This is a genomic window from Lysobacter changpingensis (assembly GCF_017308985.1).
Classification (GTDB): Bacteria; Pseudomonadota; Gammaproteobacteria; order Xanthomonadales; family Xanthomonadaceae; genus Lysobacter_J; species Lysobacter_J changpingensis.
Genome location: NZ_JADWPE010000007.1, coordinates 15,129 through 35,260, shown reverse-complemented (window position 1 = coordinate 35,260; position 20,132 = coordinate 15,129). Strand labels below are relative to the sequence as shown.

The following is a 20,132-nucleotide window of genomic DNA, read 5'->3' as shown; positions in this document are numbered from 1 at the left end:
AGAGAAACACGGCCGGAATGGCCGTGTCAACAGTTTCTTTCGTAACTGCGAAAAAGTGTGGCCGGCGCCTCGTGGCGACGGCCGAATGGTTACGCATGCAACTGCGTCACGCACGAAGCTCGTCGCGAAGGGCTGCGTAGTCGGCCGGCAGCGCCCGTGCGGACGCGGGCCATGACAGGCATTGCGCGAGCGCGGCCGGAACCTCGACCGCATGTCCGATGAGCGGCTCGACGATGGTGTCGAACTTCGCCGGATGCGCGGTGGCCACCACCGCCCAGGGCCGCGTGTCGCCGGTTTCGCGAAGGCCTTCGAGCACGTGCAGGCCCGCCGCGGTATGCGGGTCGGCGACGACGCCGTGGCGCTCGGGCGCGTGCCGGACCACGTCGGTGATCGTCGCATCGTCGACGGAATGCGCGTTCACGCGGGCACGCAGTTCGTCGTCGCTCGCATGCCAGTAGCGCAGCCGCTCGAAATTGCTCGGCGCGCCCACGTCCATCGCGTTGGCGAGCGTCGCCTTCGTCGCGCGCGGCACGTATGCACCGCCGGCGAAATAGCGCGGCAGCACATCGTTGGCATTGCACGCCAGCACGAGTTCACCGACGGGAAGTCCCATCCGCCGCGCGAGCAGCGCCGCGCAGGCGTTGCCAAGGTTGCCCGTGGGCACGATCAGGTTGAGCGGCTGGCCGTGTTCGCGATGGAAATGCAACGCGGCGTGCGCGTAATAGGCGATCTGCGGCAGCAGCCGGCCAAGGCTGATGCTGTTGGCGGAACTCAGCGACACCTCGTGACGCAGTGCTTCGTCCGACAGCGCCTGCTTCGCCAGTCGCTGGCAATCGTCGAACGTGCCCTGCACGCGGAACGTGCGGACGTTGTCGCCCCAGCATTCCAGCCCGTGCGCCTGGCGCGGCGACACGCGGCCTTCGGGATAGAGGATGACAACGTTGAAGCCGTCGCGCCGATGGAACGCCGACGCGACGGCCGCGCCGGTGTCGCCGGAAGTCGCAACCACGATCGTTGTCGGTGGCGCATCGGCCGGCCGCAGCCGCGACAAGGCCTCGGCGAGAAAGCGTGCCGCGTAATCCTTGAACGCGGCCGTGGGGCCGTGGAAAAGTTCGAGCAGATGATCGCTTTCGCCCTTCATCGTGCGCAGCGGTGCGTCGAACGCGTAGGCGTGCGCGCAGATCGCGTCGAGTTCATCGCGCAAACGGGAATCGGCGAAGTACGGCGACAGGATTCGCTGCGCCGTTCGCGCGAGCGATTCGCCCGGCGCGATGCCGGCGCCATCGGGAATGCGTTCGGGCACGTACAGGCCGCCGTCTGGCGCAAGGCCCGCGACGAGTGCGCGATCGATCGGTGTAAGCGGCGCCGTTCCGCGGGTGCTGAGGAAGTTCATGCCGTCGTGCCCGCGTGCGAAGTGGCTTCGATCACGTCCGCCCTGGGCCCCGCAACCGGCGTCACGTACGCGCGCGATGCATAGCCCGCATCGGCGAACGCGGCCTGCATCGACGGTGCGGCGGCGATGGCCTGTTCGCGCGAGGCGAACCACGCGAACGTGCTCGGTCCCGCGCCGGAGATGCTCGCGCCGAGCGCGCCGCGGTCGAGCGCCGCGGCCTTGGCTTCATTGAAGCCCGGAATCAGCGGGGCGCGGCGCGGTTCGACCAGCAGATCGTGCAGGCCCTCGCGCAGCAGTTCCGCCTCGCCGCGTTGCAGACCGGTGAGGAACAGCGCGAGATGCGCGCTCTGCTCGACGATGTCGTGCAGCGGATACGGTTCGGCGAGCACCGCACGCGCGCGGCGCGTTTCCAGCACCTGGTCCGGATGCACGACGACCGCATGCAGCCACGCGGGCACGTCGAGCGGAATCATACGCGTGGCCGTCGCCATGACCACGCCTCCGAGCAGCATGGGCGCGACGTTGTCGCCATGACGACTGCCGCTGGAGACGTATTCGCCGTCGAGCGCGAACTCGTACAGCGCCTCGCGCGGAAGCGGCGCGTCGAGCACCGCGTTCGCCGCGACCAGCGCCGCGACGCACGAGGCGGCCGATCCGCCGAGGCCGGAGCCGAGCGGAATCCCTTTCTCCAATTCCAGTTCGAAGCCGTGCGCGAGGCCGAGCTTCGAACGCAACGCGATCAGCGCCTGTCCCGCGGTGTTGCGTTCGGCCTGCAGCGGCAGCGTTTCCGCGCCGGCCACGTCGCCGCGGATCGCGACGATGCGCACCGCGGGTTCGTCCACGCGTCGCACGATGGCGACGTCGCGCACGCCGTCGATGGAGTGGCCGAGCAGGTCGAAGCCCACGCCGATGTTGCCCACGCTTCCCGGCGCGAAGGCGCGCGCGACGCGCGGGCGTGACTGCTGTGCGTCCGTCTCCACGCTCATGCGTGCGCCTCCGCACGCGTTTCGGCCAGCGGCAGCGACAACGGCGGCGATGCGCCGAGCGACTGCGCGATCGCCAGCACGTCGCCGAACACGCCGGCGGCGGTGACGTCGGGGCCGGCGCCGGGGCCCTGCACGACGAGGGGATTCTCGGCATAGCGCCGCGTGCGGAACTGCACCAGGTTGTCGGTCAGGCGCGTGTGGCAGCAGGCGTGTTCGGCCGGCAGCGCGACCACGCCCACGCGCGCGAGGCCATCGCGATCGAGCTGCGCCAGATGCCGCAGGAAACGTGCTTCGCGCGCGGCCTCGCGCTGGCGCGCGAGCATCGGCTCGTCCATCTCCGAAAGCCGCGCGAGGAACTCCTCGCGTCCCACTTCGCGCAGTGCCGGCGGCACCAGGTTCTCCACGTCCACATCCTCCAGCGACAGCGCACGACCGGCCTCGCGCGCCAGGATCACGAGTTTTCGCGCGACATCCAGGCCGGACAGGTCGTCGCGCGGATCCGGTTCGGTGTAGCCCAGCGCCTGCGCCTCGCGGACGAGTTGCGAGAACGGCACCGTCCCGTCGAACCGGTTGAACAGCCACGCCAGTGTGCCCGAGAGCATGCCGTCGATGCCGTGCAGCTCGTCGCCCGTGTCGAGCAGGTTGCGCAGCGTGAGCATCACCGGAAGGCCGGCGCCGACGGTCGCCTCGTAGCGGAAGCGCCCGCCGCCGCGACGGCTGGCGTCCTGGATGGCGGCGTAATGATCCCACGCGCCGCTGCCGGCCTGCTTGTTCGGCGTGACCACGTGGATGCCGCGCGCAAGCCAGCGCGGGTATTGCGCGGCCACGCGCGGGCTCGCGCTGCAGTCGACGATCAGCGCGTGCGGCAGGTGTTCGCCGCGAACGTGGTCGGCGAAGCGCTCCAGGTCCAGCGGCTGCGCGGCGCCGCCTTCCAGTCGCGCGGCGGCATCGGCCGGTTCGACGCCGCGTTCGTCCAGCACCATCGCGCGGCTGTTGGCGATGGCGCGCAGGCGCAGGTCGATGCCCGAACGCCGCCGCAACGAAGGCAACGCGGCCGACATCTGCACCAGCAGCGCGCTGCCGACCTGGCCGGGGCCGATCACACCGACCGACAGCGACTGCGGCGACAACCAGAACGCCGCATGCGCGGCGCGCAATGCGCGCGTGGCATCGGCCGCGCCGATCGCGACGGAGAGGTTGCGCTCACCCGCACCCTGCGCGATGGCTCGCGCATTGACGCGCGCCTGCGCAAGGCCGCCGAGCAGTCGCGCGGCGACGCCGGGCGTGCCGACCATCCCGTCGCCCACCGCCGCGAGCACGGCGATGTCGCGAGTCAGGGTCACGCCCTGCGCCTGTCCGTCGGCGATGGCGTCGGCGAATGCGGATGCTGCGGCATCGCGCGCGCGTTCGGCCTGGTCGGCGCGCAGGACGCAGCAGATCGAGTGTTCGGACGAGCCCTGCGAGATCATCGTCACCGACACGCCCGCGCCGCGGAGCGCGCCGAACAGGCGCTCGGCCGCGCCCGGCACGCCGACCATGCCGTTGCCGACGAGTTCGACGATGGCGAGATCGCGCACCAGGCTCAGGCCCTTCACCGGCGCGCCATCGCGACCGCTGTCGGGGGCGATCAGCGTGCCGGGCGCCTCGGGCCGCTTCGTGTTGCGGATCCACAGCGGGATGCCGCGTTCCTGCACCGGCGCCATCGTCTGCGGATGCAGCACCTTCGCGCCGAAGTACGCGAGCTCGCAGGCTTCGGCGTAGGACATCGAGGGCAGGCACACGGCTTCGGGCACCAGGCGCGGATCGGCGGAGAGCACGCCGTCCACGTCAGTCCAGATCGTCAGCGCTTCGGCGTCGAACAGGTTGGCGAAGATCGCGGCGGAGTAGTCGCTGCCGTTACGCCCAAGCGTCGTCGCGTGGCCCTGCGCATCGCGCGCGACGAAGCCGGTGATCACGACGTTGCCGTCGTTGCGCATGCGCCAGTCGGCCAGTCGCGCGCGGCTTTCGCGCCAGTCCACCGCCATGCCCATTTCGCCCGCATGGACGACGAGCACGTCGCGCGCGTCGAGGCGTCGCCACGATGCGGCCTCGCCGCCGAGCGCGGCGTGCATCAGGCGGGAAGACAGCAGTTCGCCGAAGCCGGGCAGGCCGGCCGCGAACGCGTGAGCATCGGGTGCGCCGGCGGCGATGGCGTCGAGATCGCGGCGCAGCGTTTCGAACTCGGCCGCGAGCGCGTCGCCGAGCGCGAAGCGGCCGTCGGGATCGAGCGCGGCGGCGGCGATCGCGTGGCGTTCGTGCAGCGCGTCCACCGACGGGCGCCAGGGCTCGCCGCGACGCGCGGCGTCGAGCAGCGCGATCACCGCATCGGTGACGCCCTGCATCGCCGACACGACGACGATGCGGGTGCGGGTGCGGGCGGGATCGTCCACCAGCGCGGCGGCGGCGCGGTAGAGCGGGGCATCGGCAAGGCTGCTGCCGCCGAACTTATGCACGTGGCACGGCGGAGCGGGTGGGTGGGACGCATCGGCGGGCGACATCGGGGCGGGCTCCTGTGGGGCTCCGCGAACCGTCGGGGTGCCAGGCCTGCGCACCCGGGCGGGGTGCGGAGGCGTGGTCTTCAGATCACCTGGACACGCCCGTCCGCACCCGCAAGCGAGTGGTACCGGTACCGGTGGTAATCGCAACGAACGAGGCCGCCCTCGCCGCACCGGTCGGTGCGGTCGTCAGGGTCGGCGTCGGCGTGTTGCGATGCGTCATGAGCCGAGAAGATCACGCGGTTTCGGGGGCTGTCAACAGTTACGTACGCAACGGCCGGAGCGGCCCGGCCGGGGAGGCAGAGCGGAAAGCGGCGTTCGCTATCCCGTTGCGGGCCCGGCCGTTGGACCCGCCCGTCGCCGCGTGTTCAAATGCACGCCGAAGCGGGGGTACCGGCGTCATCGCCGGTTGAGAAAGACCCTTCGAACCTGACGCGGTTGAGACCGCCGTAGGGAAGCTTCGCCGGATGCGACGACCGTTCGCAATCCGTCGCTGCCCGCTTCGTCCCGGCTCGCAAGAGCGCACCACAGGACGAACCCAATGAATGCAGTCCCCACCGAGTTGATCCAGAAGGCCGAACAGCTGTCGGCCGACGTCACCCGCCCGATCCCGGGCTCGCACAAGATCCACGTCGAAGGCTCGCGCCCCGACATCCGCGTGCCGATGCGCGAGATCGCGCTGGCGAAGACGCCGACGATGTTCGGCGGCGAGGACAACGCGCCGCTCGCGGTGTACGACACGTCCGGTGCGTACACCGATGCGAACGCGCACATCGACCTTGCTCGCGGGCTCGTTCCGCTGCGCGCGCAGTGGATCGCCGAACGCGGCGACACCGAAGTGCTGTCCGCGCTCTCCTCGGAATTCGGACGCAAGCGCGAGCACGATCCCAAGCTCGATGCCGTGCGCTTCCGCAATCGCCCGCAGCCGCGTCGTGCGCTGTCCGGCGCCAACGTCACGCAGATGCACTACGCCCGGCGCGGCATCGTCACGCCGGAAATGGAGTTCATCGCGATCCGTGAGAACCAGCGTCTGGAGCAGATCCGCGAGGCGCACCTGCTGCGCCAGCACGCAGGCGAAACCTTCGGCGCGAACATCCAGAAGATCATCACCCCGGAATTCGTGCGCGATGAAGTGGCGCGCGGCCGCGCGATCATCCCCAACAACATCAACCATCCCGAAAGCGAGCCGATGATCATCGGCCGCAACTTCCTCACCAAGGTCAACGCGAACATCGGCAATTCCGCGGTGTCGTCGGGCATCGCCGAGGAAGTGGAGAAGCTGGTGTGGTCGATCCGCTGGGGCGCCGACACGGTGATGGACCTGTCCACCGGCAAGCACATCCATGAAACGCGTGAGTGGATCATCCGCAATTCGCCGGTGCCGATCGGCACGGTGCCGATCTACCAGGCGCTGGAGAAGGTCGACGGTCGTGCGGAAGAACTCAACTGGGAGATCTTCCGCGACACGCTGATCGAACAGGCCGAACAGGGCGTGGATTACTTCACCATCCACGCCGGCGTGCTGCTGCGCTACGTTCCTCTTACCGCAGGTCGCGTAACCGGCATCGTCTCGCGCGGCGGTTCGATCCTCGCCAAGTGGTGCCTGGCGCACCACAAGGAAAACTTCCTCTACACGCATTTCGAAGAGATCTGCGAAATCATGAAGGCCTACGACGTGGCCTTCTCGCTGGGCGACGGGCTGCGCCCGGGCTCGATCGCCGACGCGAACGACGCGGCGCAGTTCGGCGAACTCGAAACGCTGGGCGAACTGACCAAGATCGCGTGGAAGCACGACGTGCAGACCATGATCGAAGGCCCCGGCCATGTGCCGATGCAGCTGATCAAGGAAAACATGGACAAGCAGCTGCGCGAGTGCGGCGAGGCGCCGTTCTACACGCTCGGCCCGCTGACCACCGACATCGCGCCGGGTTACGACCACATCACCAGCGCCATCGGTGCGGCGATGATCGGCTGGTTCGGCACGGCGATGCTCTGCTACGTCACGCCGAAGGAACACCTGGGCCTGCCGAACAAGCATGACGTGCGCGAAGGCCTGATGGCCTACAGGATCGCGGCGCATGCGGCGGATCTGGCCAAGGGCCATCCGGGCGCGCAGGCGCGCGACAACGCGATGAGCAAGGCGCGTTTCGAATTCCGCTGGGAGGACCAGTTCAACCTCGGCCTCGATCCGGAGCGCGCACGCGAGTACCACGACGAGACCCTGCCGAAGGACGCGCACAAGGTCGCGCATTTCTGTTCGATGTGCGGCCCGCACTTCTGCTCGATGAAGATCACCCAGGACGTGCGCGATTACGCGAAGGAACACGGCGTCGACGAAGAGGCCGCGCTGGCCGAAGGCATGGCGGAGAAGTCCGCGGAGTTCCGCGCGCAGGGTGCGCAGGTCTACCGGAAGGCATAGGAACGAGCGGAGAGGAACGGGAACGAGTGGGGGCGTCCTCGTTTCTCGTTCCTGCTCACTCGTTCCCCGCCTTCGGCTAGGCTTTGCGGCGACCCACCCGAAGGATCGCGACCCATGGCGGAAAACCGTATCGGCCTGTTGCGCTGGCGCGTGCAGGCGCGCCGGCATCCGTCGGCGTTCCTGCTCGCGGCGCAGTTGTTGAGCCTGGTGCTGTATCCGCTGTTCGACGAGATGCGCGGCGGGCGCGTGCTGTTCGGCGCGCTCGGCGTGGTGGTGCTGATGCTGGCCGTGTGGGTGGTCAACCGCAGCCCGGCGAAGGTGTGGGTCGCATGGCTGCTGGCCGCGCCGGCGCTGGCGCTGTCGGTGCTATCGGTGCTGCTGGGCCACGACACGCTGCTGGTGGTGTCCTCGGCGCTGGAAGCGCTGGTGTACCTGTATGCCGCGGGAAGCCTGATCGCCTACATGCTCGGCGACCATCGCGTGACCGCGGACGAACTCTTCGCCGCAGGCGCGACGTTCACGCTGCTCGCCTGGGGCTTCGCCTATGCGTATTTCGTCTGCCAGGCGTGGTATCCGGGGAGTTTCACCGGCGCCCTGCGGCCGGGTGAACCGCGCACGTGGCTGGAACTGCTGTTCCTGAGCTTCACCACGCTGTCGGCCACCGGGCTGGGCGACATCCTCCCGCTGTCGTCGCCGGCGCGCGTGCTGGTGATGCTGGAGCAGTTCGCGGGCGTGGCGTACATCGCCGTGGTCGTGTCCCGCCTGGTGGGGCTGACGATGCTCCGGTACGGGCCGAGGTAACACGCACGGCCTGCGATCGCGGTGCGAAGCACGCGTGCAACGAAAACCGTGTAAAAGGGCACCAGCCAGAGGGGCGGCTGGAATGCGGTCCGGGGTACCGCCGAAAAAAGATTCGCGCCGGTTGGCGCGAATGCTGGAACGGTACGTTCTGTAATACGTCGGCGAGAGAGGGCCTGAAGCCACCCCCGTGTAAACGGGAGTAAGCCTGCGGACGTTAGAATGAGCGGGCAAGCTTTGCTTTCCCCGTCAGGTCCGGCCTCTTTGCCGGGTTTGCCGATTAGTCCTCATCGACACGTTCGGCACATGACGGCCGTTCAGCTTGCCGAGCACCATCTCCGGATTCATGCAAAGACCCTCCGAACCCTCCACCTCGCCTCTGCCGTCCGAACGACTGCGCGTGGGCGAGTGCGTGGTCGACGTGCCGCTGCGCGAGATCCGCGCGCCGGGCAAGCGTCGCCCGCTGCGCATCACGCCCAAGTCGATGGGCGTGCTGCTGGTACTGGTGGAGCAGGCCGGCCGCGTGGTGAGCCGCGATGCGCTGATGACCGAAGTCTGGCCGGACACGCTGCCGACCAACGACGTGGTCACCCAGGCGATCACGCAGCTGCGCAAGGCGTTCGACGACGAGCGCGGCAATCCGCGCTACATCGAGACCATCGCGAAGAACGGCTACCGCCTGCTCGCGCCGATCGAGTGGGTGTACACCGGCGAGCCGGTCGCCAGCGCGGAAGTCGTCGCGAGCGACGAACGCTGGGCCGATCCGACCCGCACGACCGCCAAGTACCCGGCGATCGCCGGCGCCGATCCGAGCGAGCCGCTGGCGCCGGTGCCGTTTCCCGAAACCTCCACGCCGCGCGGCACGTGGACGTCGATCGTCGCCGTGGTCTTCGCCGTCGCGCTGCTGGTCGCGGGCCTGGTGGCCTGGGCGCTGGTGCGCACGCCGGCGCCCCCGCCGGGTGCGGGTCCGGCGGTCGCGGTGTCCGGAATGCAGGGACTGCGCAGCGAGCGTCCGTACCGCCTGATCACCTCGGCGCCGGGCTTCGAACTTTCGCCGGCGCTGTCGCCCGATGCGGGACTCGTGGCGTACGTCGCCATTCCCGACGGACAGCGCGGCACGGCGATCATGGTGCAGACCACCGAGCAGACCCAGCCGCGCCAGCTCACGCGTCCGCCGGAAGGTGCCGACGATACCGCGCCCGCGTGGTCGCCGGACGGACGCTGGGTCGCCTTCATGCGGCTGAGCGCGAACGGCTGCAGCATCCGCCTGGTCACGCCCAACGCGCGTGCCGAGCATGAAGTCGGCGCGTGCGATCGGCGCAATCCGCCGAGCTTCGATTGGACGCCCGACAGCAACGGCCTGATCTTCGGCGGCATGAGCAACGGGCAGGGCAGTGCCGGCCTGCGCGTGCTCGATCTGGACAGCGGGCAGTGGCGTTCGATCGACTACCCGCACGATCCCGAGCAGCTGGACACCGACCCGCGCTATTCGCCGGACGGACGCTGGATCGTGTTCGTGCGCAACGCGCCGCTCGGCGATTTCTGGCGAATCCCGGCGCAGGGCGGCAACGCCGAGCGCCTGAGCCGCCTGCGTGCCGACATGCGCGGCTGGGACTGGTCGCCGAGCGGGCGCGGGCTGCTCTTCAGTGCGATGGTCGACGGCGAGTACCGACTGTTCCGGCTCGACACCGACACCGGATATGCGCGGCCGGTCGGGCTCGACGATGCCCAGGCGCCCGTCGCGGCCCGGTCGCGGCGGGCGATCGCGTTCGTGCAGCGCCGGCCATACTTCGGCCTGTACCGCGTGCAGCTCGCCAGCGGCGAGGGTCCGGGCCGGGTGCACGTGGTCGAACCGCTGTTCGCCTCGTCCTCGCGCGACCTGCTACCGGCGATCGCCCCGGATGGCCGGCAGCTGGCGTTCGTGTCCGATCGCTCCGGCAGCAACGGGCTGTGGGTCGGCGACGTCCGCCAGCCCGACACGTTGCGGATGATGGGCGGCGTGCGCCCGGGCACCCGCTACGCGCCGGCCTGGTCGCCCGATTCGCGCCGCCTGCTTGCGACCGGCACGGACGAGCGCGGCCGTGGCGTGGTGCAGGAAGTGATGGCGGCCAGCGGCCAGGTGGCGACATTGCCGGTGCCCGACGCCGACCCGCTGCAGGCGCAGTACGCGGCCGAACCGAACCGCCTGTTCGTCCTGGCCGCGGGCGAGGACGGCGTCCCGCAGTTGCGCCTGTACGACCGGTCGAGCCGCCCTTGGCGATCGCTGGGACGGATCGATGGCGTCTCCCATTTCGAGGTGGACGCCGCCCGCAACCGCATCGTGTTCACCCGGCTGACCGAGGCCGGGCTGTGGGAGGCGGGGCCGGAGCTCACCGCCGCCTCGATCCGCCGGGTCAGCGCCACCGAGCCCACGGCCGACCGCTATCGCATGTGGACGGTGACCCCGGCGGGCGAGGTCCGGTACCTCGAACGCCTCCAGGGCTGCGCCGCCAGCCTGCGCCGGATCGTCCCCGACGCCGCCGCTCCGCCGCGCTGCCTGGACCAGCTCCGGCGCTCGGCGGTGAACGGATTCAGCCTCGGCGGGCCGCGCGGTGAGGTGGCCTATCTGGCCCTGGTCGACTGGGATGGGGCTGATATCGGTTACATGGAGCTTCCGAAGGAAAACCGCGAGGTCGTGCCCGGCTGGATCAAGTAATTGATCCTTTTGGGGAAAGTGCTTTCGGAAGTCCTTCGGTTTTGCATTCGTTGCGATTTCGGATAACTCTCCACCAACTTTCCTGATGTGAAGGCGGTGTGTACGGCAAATCCATTGACCATTCTCGGCACATGAGGTGGACCAATGGAGCAAGTGCAATGGGCGGACCGCGGGCAGCTTCTGCAGCTCGACACGCCTGAGGGCGCGGTTCAGGGCGGTTGCATCGGCGTCTCGCGGCTGGGCAGCGCCCAGGTCTCGGGGGGCTTCTCGTTCTGGCTGCAGCTGCATGGCAGCTCGTGGGTCGAGGCGAAGGAAGGCAAGTTCCGGCTGCGCAGCGGCGACTGGATCGCCTTCGAGAAGGATTCCAAGCCGACCGTGCAGGCCGACCGCTTCGGCGTCTGCATCGGCCTGACCCTGTCGGGCGACGCGCTGCGGGAGATGACCCGCTTCGCCGATCGCGGCCTGTATGCCGGCCGTGGCCAGATGACCCGACACGACGCCCGCATCGGCCTGCGCCTGTGGCGCGAGGCGGCCGCCCGTCTTTCGGAAAACCCGGGCGCGGCGTTCGATGCCGCGCTGCTGCGCCCGATCCTGCTGCACCTGGCGGGCGTCCAGCGCGACCTGGCCGCGCGCATCCCGCGTTGCCCGGGCCGCTCGCGCAGCCGCAAGCGCCAGGTGTTCGGCCGCCTCCAGCGCGCCCGCCTGTACCTGGAAGGCAACTGCGACCGCGTGGTCCGCATCAGCGAACTGGCCGAGCTGACCAGCTTCTCCAGCTGGTACTTCTCCAAGACCTTCCACAGTCTTTATGAGGAGAGCCCGCAGGCCGCCTCGGCGCGCATGCGCCTGGAGCACGCGGCGGACCTGCTCACCAGCACGTCGATGATGATCGGCGAGGTCGCCGCCGCCAGCGGCTTCGACAACTGCTGCAGCTTCGCGCGTGCGTTCCGCGCGCGGTTCGGCGTGTCGGCCACACGTTACCGCGCCGCCGCCGCGCGCGAGGAGGCGGGCAAGACCCAGTCCGCCACGCGCAAGTCGCTGGAACGCAAGTCGCTGGCGACCAGCGGCTGAGCGGCTCCATCGTTCGACAAGGAACGGCCGGCGCGATGCCGGCCGTTCGCGTTGGCGGGAAATCTGAGAACGTCGTCGCGACTTGACGCGCAGCGCACTCCGAACGTGCGTTCGCGAACACAACGGATGTGAAGGTCGCGTTCGTCGCGGGCAGAGTCGGCAAAGTCTCTCAGCACCCCCTGCAAAGCTATTGCGCTCCCCAGAACTTAAGTTTGATCGGCGTTTTAACACGCCCATAACAGATATCTGGAGAGAGATAGATGAACCATCGCAATATGCGCACCGCGATGCGCGTCGGCATGCTGCCGGCCGGTATCGCGATCGCACTGGCGCCGGCGTTTGCCGTCGCGCAGGAAGGTGGCGAGCAGCAGGCGACCACCCTCGATCGCATCGAAGTGACCGGCTCGCGCATCAAGCGCGCCGACGTCGAGACTTCGCAGCCGATCTTCACGCTGAGCCGCGCCGAGATCCAGAAGCAGGGCGTGACCTCGGTGGCCGATGTGCTGCAGCGCATCTCCACCAACGGCGCCGCGCTGAACACCACGTTCAACAACGGCGGTGACGGCTCGGCCGGCATCAGCCTGCGCAACCTCGGCGAAGGCCGCACCCTGGTGCTGGTCAACGGCCGTCGCTGGACCCAGGGCCTGGGCGGCAGCGTCGACCTGAACACCATCCCGGCGGCGATGATCGAGCGCGTGGAAGTCCTGAAGGACGGCGCCTCGACCATCTACGGTTCGGACGCGATCGCGGGCGTGGTCAACATCATCACCCGTAGCAACTTCGAAGGTGCCGAAGCCGGCGCCTACATCGGCCAGTACTCGCAGGGCGACGGCACGCGCGAGGCCTACGACTTCACCATCGGCACCGGCAACGATCGCGGCAACGTGATGATCGGCGCGTCGTACGTGAAGGAAGATGCCGTGATGGCCGGCGACCGTTCGATCTCGGCCGGTGGTCCTCCGTTCTTCGGCGGCCAGTCGGGCACGGGCTTCCCGGGTTCGTTCGTCGATCCCACCAGCGACACGCGTTACATCCTGGACGGCAACGGCCAGCCGGTCGAGTACGTCTCGTCGGTGCACGGCTACAACACCGCGCCGGACAACTACCTGCTGACCCCGCAGGAGCGCACCTCGCTGTTCGCCCAGGCGAACTACGACATCACCGACAACTTCCGCTTCAAGACCGAGATGCTCTACAACGAGCGCATCTCGGAGCAGCTGCTCGCGGCGATGCCGGTCACCGGCCTGACCCTGAGCGCCGACAGCTACTACAACCCGACCAACCCGGACGGCCTGTACGGCAACGTCCTGGGCGGCACGGCGCGTGACCTGATCGGCGTCAACCGCCGCTTCCAGGAGTCGGGTGGCCGTTCGTTCAACCAGAACGTCAAGAACTGGCACTTCTACGGCGGCTTCGAAGGCTACTTCGAGATCGGCGACCGTACCTTCGACTGGGATACCGGTTACCGCTACGACCGCACCGACGAGAACGACCTGACCTACGGTCTGTTCAACCTGGCCAACCTTGAAAGCGCCTACGGCCCGTCGTTCCTCGACACCGACGGCGTCGTCAAGTGCGGCACGCCGGGCGACGTGATCGCCGGTTGCGTGCCGGTCAACGCCCTGGGCCCGAACGGTGCGATCTCGCCGGAGGCCATCGACTACACCGCCTTCACCGCGCACGACTCCAGCCGCGTCACCTCGAAGAGCTACTACGCCAACATCAGCGGCGACATCGTCGACCTGCCGGCTGGCGCGCTCGCCTTCGCGGCAGGTTATGAGCACCGCACCGAGAGCGGCCAGTACGATCCCGACGCGTTCATCGCGGCGGGCCTGAGCACCGGCAACGGCTCCAAGCCGACCTCCGGTTCCTACAAGCTCGATGAGTACTACCTCGAGCTGGCGGTTCCGGTGCTGGCCGACCTGCCGGGCGCCAAGCTGCTCGACTTCTCGCTGGCCACCCGTTACTCGGACTTCAGCAACTTCGGTAACACGCTGAACAGCAAGTTCGGTTTCCGCTGGAAGCCGATCGACGACCTGATGGTCCGTGGTAACTGGTCCGAGGGCTTCCGCGCTCCGACGATCAACAACCTGTACGCCGGTGACTCCGACTCGTTCGAGAGCTACATCGACCCGTGCTCCACGCACTCGGGTCTGCGCACCGGTCAGGTCGCGGCGCTGTGCGACGCGCAGGGTGTTCCGACGGACTTCGAGCAGCCGGGCGATGGTTCGTCGCGCCAGACGCTCGAGCCGTTCACCTGGTCGTCGAACGAGCAGCTGCAGCCGGAAACGTCGACGACCCGCACGCTGGGCTTCGTCTACAACCCGAGCTGGCTGGAAGGCTTCGACATCTCGCTGGACTGGTGGAAGATCGAGATCGAGAACGCCATCAGCCGTCCGGAAGCGCAGTTCATCCTGGACAAGTGCTACGCCGGTACGCCGGGCGAGCAGGCGATCTACTGCGGCCTGTTCTCGCGCGATCCGAACTACCCGGGCGACAACTACATCATCACGCAGCTCGAGATGCCTCTGCTGAACCTGGCCGAGTACACCGTCGAGGGCTGGGACATGACCGTGAACTACAAGTTCCCGGAAACGTCCTTCGGTAAGTTCGCGATCACCTGGGACAGCACCTACACCTCGAACTGGGCGACCAAGGCCACGGCGGACTCCATCGAGGAGCAGCGCCAGGGCCTGTACCTGCCGCAGGATCCGTACTGGCGCATCAAGTCCAACATGTACCTGGACTGGACGCTGGGTGACTGGGGCGCGACCTGGGGCATGCGCTACAAGTCCGGCCTGGACGAGAGCTGCCCGTACGCGGGTGGCAGCGCTGACGCCGAGGCTTACTGCTCGGATCCGGGTCGCGTGACGGCCGATGGTCCGGCTCCGCGCAACTACCTGGGCGCCGTGACCTATCACGACGTGCAGGTGCGCTACAACACGCCGTGGAACGCGACCGTCTCGGTCGGTGCCAACAACGTGTTCGACAAGGAACCGCCGCTGTCGCTGCGCGCTCCGTACAACCAGTTCGATCCGCAGTACGACCTGCCGGGTGCTTACTACTACATCCAGTACCGTCAGCGCTTCTGATCGACCGCTGTACGCAACAACGCACCACCGCTACGGCCCCGAAAGGGGCCGTAGTTCTTTCCGGCGCCCGGTGGCGCGCGCTGTGCCGGATCTGGCGCGAAGCGGCTTCGCCGGTACGATGGCGGGATTCCTCCGAGCCGAGTCCCGATGAAACTGCAGGTCCCGTTCATCCAGCTGCCCCTGACGTTCGACGCCGCCGCCCTGGAGGCGGAGATCGCCGCGCTCGGCGACGGGCCCTGGAAGCCGCATCCGCAGGGATTCGCGGGCAATTCGATGCTGCCGCTGGTGGCCGCCCATGGCGATCCGGACAACGGGGCCTTCGCCGGCCCGATGCGGCCCACACCGGAACTGCTGCGCTGCCCGTACCTGACGCAGGTGCTCGCCAGCCTCGGCGCGACCGTGGGGCGCAGCCGGCTGATGCGCCTGTCGGGCCATGCCGAAGTCACCCGCCACGCCGACCAGGGCTATTACTGGGCCGAGCGCGTGCGCGTGCACATTCCGGTCGTCACGCAGCCGACCGTGCAGTTCGAATGCGACAGGGCCGTGATCAACATGGCTGCTGGCGAATGCTGGATCTTCGACACCTGGCGCCAGCACCGCGTGCTCAACGACGCGGTGGAATCGCGCGTGCACCTGGTCGTGGACACCGTCGGCGGCGGGCGCTTCTGGGAGATGGTCAACCGCGGGCGCCCGCACGACGCGCCGCGCGCCGGATGGCAGACCGTGCACATCGCGCCGAAGGCGGGCGACGTCGCGCCGTTCGCCTGCGAACGCGTCAACGTGCCCACGGTGATGAGCCCGTGGGAACTCAACGATCACCTCGGCCTGCTGCTCGCCGACGCGGTGCCGCATCCGAACCTGCCGCAGGTGCGGCAGATCGCGATGCGTTTCTCGCGGCAATGGCAGGGCCTGTGGTTCGAGTTCGGCGACCGCGAGGAAGGGCGCGCGCGTTACGCCGCGACCCTGCAGCGCTTCATCGAGGACATCCGCGGCCCGAGCCAGCCGATGGTGCTGAAGAACGAACTGCGCTGGTTCAACGCGCTGATGACCATCGTGTGCAAGTTCGCCGTCGCGGGCGAGGGTGCGCCGATGCCGGCGACGGCCGCGCGGCAGCGCGAAGTGGGCGACAACGCCTGACGAAAAAGGCCGCCCGGAGGCGGCCTTTTCCTGCGCTCGGGAAGCGGACGCCGATCAGAAGTTCGGCTTCTGCTCTTCCGCGTTGTAGCGCGCGATCGCGTCGTTGAGGATCGCCTTGGCTTCGGCGGCGCCGCCCCAGCCTTCGATCTTCACCCACTTGCCCTTCTCCAGGTCCTTGTAGTGCTCGAAGAAGTGGCCGATGCGTTCGAGCCAGTGCTTGGACACCTGTTCGATGTCGCTGATGTGCGAGTAGCCGCCGAAGATCTTCGGCACCGGCACGGCGATCAGCTTCTCGTCCGAACCCGCCTCGTCGCTCATCTTCAGCACGCCGACCGGCACGCAGCGGATCACCGAACCCGGCACCAGCGGCAGCGGGAGGATCACCAGCACGTCGGCCGGATCGCCGTCGCCGCACAGCGTGTGCGGGACGTAGCCGTAGTTGCACGGATAGCGCATCGGCGTGGACAGGATGCGGTCGACGAAGATCGCGCCCGAAGCCTTGTCGACCTCGTACTTGACCGGCTCGGCGTCCTTCGGGATTTCGATGATGACGTTGATCTCATCCGGCGGGTTCTTGCCGGTGGGGACGAGGTCCAGACCCATGCGGTACTCCAGCTGCGTAAGGCCCAGCCGGATCGGCGGGGCGGGTGATTCGGGAAAGCGGCCCGGCATTTTACGCGGCCGGCTGTTGCGGCGCAGCAGGCGTTGGTCCGCGGGGCACGGTCCGGGGCGGTCTTCGCGGCATGGCGGTCCGCTTCCGGCCCGGAAGTGACTTCCGGGCATGGGTCGGCGGGCCGGCCACCCGTACGCTTCGGGCTCGCGATTCAGGGAGAGGGGCGATGAAGGAAGCGATCACGGGTGCCGCCGTCCTGCTGTTGTGCGGCCTGGCGTTCGCGGGAGAGCCGCCGACCGGGCCGTCGGACGTGCGCTGGAACCCGGGAGCCGAGGACTGCGCAACCTCGACGCAGCCCCCGTTGCAGGTGCACCGCCTGGACGCGGCGACGTTCGTGCTGCGCCAGAACCCCTGCGCCAGCTTCGAGGCGAACCTGATGTACCTGCTGGTCGGCGACGAGCGCGCGCTGCTGATCGACAGCGGCGCGATCGCCGATCCCGCAAGCATGCCGCTGGCATCCACCGTGATGGCGCTGCTGCCGCAGCGCGCCGGCGTCCGCCTGCCGCTGCTCGTGGCGCACACGCACAGCCATCGCGACCATCGCGAAGGGGATGCGCAGTTCGCGTCGTTGCCGGGCGTGGAGATCGCGCCGCCCGACGAGCAGGGCGTGCGTCGCCGTTACGGCTTCAGGCAATGGCCGGATGGCGTGGCGCAACTCGATCTGGGCGGACGCATCGTGCACGTGCTGCCGGCGCCGGGGCACAACGACAATCACATCGTCTTCCATGACGAGCGCACCCGCGCGCTGTTCACCGGCGACTTCCTCCTGCCGGGCCGTCTCACCGTCGACGATGCCCACGCCTTCGAGGCAAGCGCACAACGCGTCGCCGCGTTCGTGCGCGATCGCCCCGTGTCGCAGGTGCTGGGCGGGCATGTCGAACTCGATGTCGACGGCAATCTGTATCCGCACGGCGCGACCTTCCATCCGCGCGAGCGCGACATGGCACTGACGAAAGCCGACGCACTCGCGTTGCCCGCCGCGCTGGCCGACTTCAACGGCATTTACGCGACGCACGCGAACTTCGTGATTACGAACCCGAAGCGCAACCTGGCGTTGCTGGCCGGCGCCGTCGTGCTGGTGCTGGCGCTTGCGATCTGGGGCGTCGTGCGCCTGCTTCGGCGCCGGCGCGCAGCGCGCGCATCGGCCTGAAGGAAACACAGCGGCCCTCCGGCCGCCGTGCGATGTTCCCGTGCGAACGGTGCCGTTACAGCAATGGCACCAGCAGCAGCGCCACGATGTTGATGATCTTGATCAGCGGGTTGATCGCCGGGCCCGCCGTGTCCTTGTACGGATCGCCGACGGTGTCGCCGGTCACCGCCGCCTTGTGCGCGTCGGAGCCCTTGCCGCCGAAGTTGCCGTCCTCGATGTACTTCTTGGCGTTGTCCCACGCGCCGCCGCCGGTGGTCATCGAGATGGCCACGAACAGGCCGGTCACGATGGTGCCGATGAGCAGGCCGCCCAGCGCCGTCGGCCCCAGCAGCAGGCCGACGACGATCGGGACGATCACCGGCAGCAGCGAGGGCACGATCATTTCCTTGATCGCCGAGCGGGTGAGCATGTCGACGGCCTTGTCGTACTCCGGCTTGCCCGTGCCTTCCATGATCCCGGGGATCTGGCGGAACTGGCGTCGTACTTCCTCCACCACCGCGCCGGCCGCGCGGCCGACGGCTTCCATCGCCATCGCGCCGAACAGGTACGGGATCAGGCCGCCGATCAGCAGGCCGATGATCACGTAGTGATCGGACAGGTCGAACGCGAAGGAACGCCCCGGATTGGCCGCCGTCAGGTTGTGCGTATAGTCGGCGAACAGCACCAGCGCCGCGAGCGCCGCCGAGCCGATCGCGTAACCCTTCGTCACCGCCTTGGTCGTGTTGCCCACGGCGTCGAGCGGATCGGTCACGTTGCGCACTTCCGGCGGAAGCTCCGCCATTTCGGCGATGCCGCCAGCGTTGTCGGTGATCGGGCCGTACGCATCGAGCGCGACGATCATGCCGGCCATCGACAGCATCGCCGTGGCGGCGATCGCGATGCCGTACAGGCCCGCGAGATAAAACGCGAGCCAGATCGCGACGCACACCGCGATCACCGGCAGCGCGGTCGACTTCATCGACACGCCCAGGCCCGCGATGATGTTGGTGCCGTGGCCGGTGGTGGACGCGGCAGCGACGTGACGCACGGGCTTGTACTGCGTGCCGGTGTAGTACTCGGTGATCCACACGATCGCGCCGGTCAGCGCCAGGCCGATCAGCGCGCAGCCGTAGAGGTTCATCGCGCCGTGCGTGTTGTCGCCCATGAGCTGCGTGGTGATCGGGTAGAACGCGATCGCCGCGAGCACCGCCGACACGATCACGCCCTTGTACAGCGCGCCCATGATCGAGCCGCCAGCCTTCACCTTCACGAAGAAGGCGCCGATGATCGAGGCGATGATCGACACGCCGCCGAGCACCAGCGGATAGAGCACCGCGTTGCGTCCGGCTTCGGCGAGCATCAGGCCGCCGAGCAGCATCGTCGCGATCACGGTGACGGCGTAGGTTTCGAACAGGTCCGCCGCCATGCCCGCGCAGTCGCCGACGTTGTCGCCGACGTTGTCGGCGATCACCGCCGGGTTGCGCGGATCGTCTTCGGGAATGCCCGCTTCGACCTTGCCGACCAGATCCGCGCCGACGTCCGCACCCTTGGTGAAGATGCCGCCGCCCAGTCGCGCGAAGATCGAGATCAGCGACGAACCGAACGCCAGGCCGACCAGCGCGTGCAGCGCGTGTTCGGTGGTGTAGCCCATGCGCTGCAGCACGAGGTAGTAGCCGGCCACGCCAAGCAGACCGAGGCCGACCACGAGCATGCCGGTGATCGCGCCGCCGCGGAACGCGACGTCCATCGCCTGGCTCATGCCCTTGCGCGCGGCTTCCGCCGTGCGCACGTTCGCGCGCACCGACACGTTCATGCCGATGTAGCCGGCCGCGCCCGAGAGCACCGCGCCGAGCAGGAAGCCCACCGCCGTGGCCCAGCCGAGGAAGAAGCCGATGAGGACGAACAGCACGACGCCTGCGATCGCGATCGTCGTGTATTGCCGGTTGAGGTAGGCGCGCGCGCCTTCCTGGATCGCGCCGGCGATCTGCTGCATTCGTTCGTTGCCGGCGGGTTGTGCGCCGATCCAGCGCGCGGAGATGATCCCGTAGAGGATCGCGATGACGGCGCATACCAGCGCCAGAACCAAACCGTACTGCTCCAGCATGAATCCCTCCCCAAAGAAGTGGAAACACCAGGAAACCGAGTACCGCTTTTCGGATTTGTAGGCTGCGCGGGTCGTGGGCCACCGCGACAACGTCCCGACTATCG

General features: G+C 68.5%; 12 protein-coding genes and 1 riboswitch. Of the genes, 7 read left to right on the top strand and 5 right to left on the bottom strand.

Features of this window, described 5'->3' with window-relative positions; genetic code table 11:
• Positions 1 to 106 precede the first annotated feature (106 nt).
• The 3 genes from thrC to thrA are packed head-to-tail and all read right to left on the bottom strand — an operon-like array spanning position 107 to position 4,916.
• On the bottom strand, positions 107 to 1,393 hold the full coding sequence (gene thrC, locus I4U41_RS15920; RefSeq protein ID WP_206862165.1) for a threonine synthase: 1,287 nt from the start codon (positions 1,391 to 1,393) through the stop codon (positions 107 to 109).
• Complete coding sequence (locus I4U41_RS15915; RefSeq protein WP_206862164.1) at positions 1,390 to 2,379, bottom strand: homoserine kinase; 990 nt, start codon at positions 2,377 to 2,379, stop codon at positions 1,390 to 1,392. The genes thrC and I4U41_RS15915 overlap by 4 nt, the downstream gene beginning before the upstream one ends.
• On the bottom strand, positions 2,376 to 4,916 hold the full coding sequence (gene thrA, locus I4U41_RS15910; protein ID WP_206862163.1) for a bifunctional aspartate kinase/homoserine dehydrogenase I: 2,541 nt from the start codon (positions 4,914 to 4,916) through the stop codon (positions 2,376 to 2,378). The genes I4U41_RS15915 and thrA overlap by 4 nt, the downstream gene beginning before the upstream one ends.
• Positions 4,917 to 5,289: 373 nt before the next feature.
• A riboswitch (TPP riboswitch) is annotated at positions 5,290 to 5,387 on the top strand.
• 67 nt (positions 5,388 to 5,454) lie between these two features.
• On the opposite strand from thrA, the gene thiC reads away from it, so the two are divergent.
• From thiC to I4U41_RS15880, 6 genes are all read left to right on the top strand, one after another.
• Complete coding sequence (gene thiC, locus I4U41_RS15905; protein ID WP_206862162.1) at positions 5,455 to 7,332, top strand: phosphomethylpyrimidine synthase ThiC; 1,878 nt, start codon at positions 5,455 to 5,457, stop codon at positions 7,330 to 7,332.
• Between the two features lie 114 nt (positions 7,333 to 7,446).
• Positions 7,447 to 8,133, top strand: a complete 687-nt coding sequence (locus tag I4U41_RS15900; protein ID WP_206862161.1) for a potassium channel family protein — start codon at positions 7,447 to 7,449, stop codon at positions 8,131 to 8,133.
• Between the two features lie 343 nt (positions 8,134 to 8,476).
• Positions 8,477 to 10,825 (top strand): winged helix-turn-helix domain-containing protein, encoded by a 2,349-nt coding sequence (locus tag I4U41_RS15895; RefSeq protein WP_206862160.1) that lies wholly within the window; start codon positions 8,477 to 8,479, stop codon positions 10,823 to 10,825.
• Between the two features lie 144 nt (positions 10,826 to 10,969).
• Positions 10,970 to 11,893, top strand: a complete 924-nt coding sequence (locus tag I4U41_RS15890; RefSeq protein ID WP_206862159.1) for a helix-turn-helix domain-containing protein — start codon at positions 10,970 to 10,972, stop codon at positions 11,891 to 11,893.
• Between the two features lie 287 nt (positions 11,894 to 12,180).
• Entirely contained in the window at positions 12,181 to 14,985 is a 2,805-nt protein-coding gene (locus I4U41_RS15885) for a TonB-dependent receptor plug domain-containing protein (RefSeq protein WP_242525318.1), read from the top strand.
• 147 nt (positions 14,986 to 15,132) lie between these two features.
• Complete coding sequence (locus I4U41_RS15880) at positions 15,133 to 16,122, top strand: aspartyl/asparaginyl beta-hydroxylase domain-containing protein (RefSeq protein ID WP_206862157.1); 990 nt, start codon at positions 15,133 to 15,135, stop codon at positions 16,120 to 16,122.
• Positions 16,123 to 16,176: 54 nt separating this feature from the next.
• On the opposite strand, the gene ppa is transcribed toward I4U41_RS15880, so the two are convergent.
• Entirely contained in the window at positions 16,177 to 16,725 is a 549-nt protein-coding gene (ppa, locus tag I4U41_RS15875; protein ID WP_206862156.1) for an inorganic diphosphatase, read from the bottom strand.
• Positions 16,726 to 16,961: 236 nt separating this feature from the next.
• On the opposite strand from ppa, the gene I4U41_RS15870 reads away from it, so the two are divergent.
• Positions 16,962 to 17,945 carry an MBL fold metallo-hydrolase gene (locus tag I4U41_RS15870; protein ID WP_206862155.1) on the top strand — a complete coding sequence of 328 codons (984 nt, stop codon included), beginning with the start codon at positions 16,962 to 16,964 and terminating at the stop codon, positions 17,943 to 17,945.
• A gap of 55 nt (positions 17,946 to 18,000) precedes the next feature.
• On the opposite strand, the gene I4U41_RS15865 is transcribed toward I4U41_RS15870, so the two are convergent.
• On the bottom strand, positions 18,001 to 20,028 hold the full coding sequence (locus tag I4U41_RS15865; RefSeq protein ID WP_206862154.1) for a sodium-translocating pyrophosphatase: 2,028 nt from the start codon (positions 20,026 to 20,028) through the stop codon (positions 18,001 to 18,003).
• Between the last annotated feature and the right edge of the window lie 104 nt (positions 20,029 to 20,132).